This is a genomic window from Pseudomonas sp. HY7a-MNA-CIBAN-0227 (assembly GCF_040310325.1).
In the GTDB taxonomy this organism is placed as follows: domain Bacteria; phylum Pseudomonadota; class Gammaproteobacteria; order Pseudomonadales; family Pseudomonadaceae; genus Aquipseudomonas.
Genome location: NZ_JBEOPT010000267.1, coordinates 1 through 252 on the forward strand (window position 1 = coordinate 1; position 252 = coordinate 252).

A 252-nucleotide genomic window follows, 5' to 3' on the forward strand; every position below is an offset into this window, starting at 1 on the left:
GGATACTGCCTAACTGCTCATAGACTCCTTTGCGATCGATTACGCCTGTTGTTGCCTTAACCGTGCCGCCTTTACGATTACTCTGCAGCATAGATAACCATGCTTTGCGATCGGCCTTACGCTCTTTGGCTTGTAAAAAGGTGCTGCCAAACATAATCGGCATCACCTTTTGACTGACCCGCTTCATACCAAGCCAGCGAATCGCTTTCATTAATTTACGGTATTGAGGGACGTTTTTGGGATCCTCAGCAT

General features: G+C 47.2%; 1 protein-coding gene. It reads right to left on the bottom strand.

What is annotated here, in order from left to right:
- Positions 1 to 252, bottom strand: a 252-nt coding sequence (locus tag AAEZ06_RS27865) for a hypothetical protein (protein WP_350617398.1), incomplete at both ends; no start/stop codon positions are given.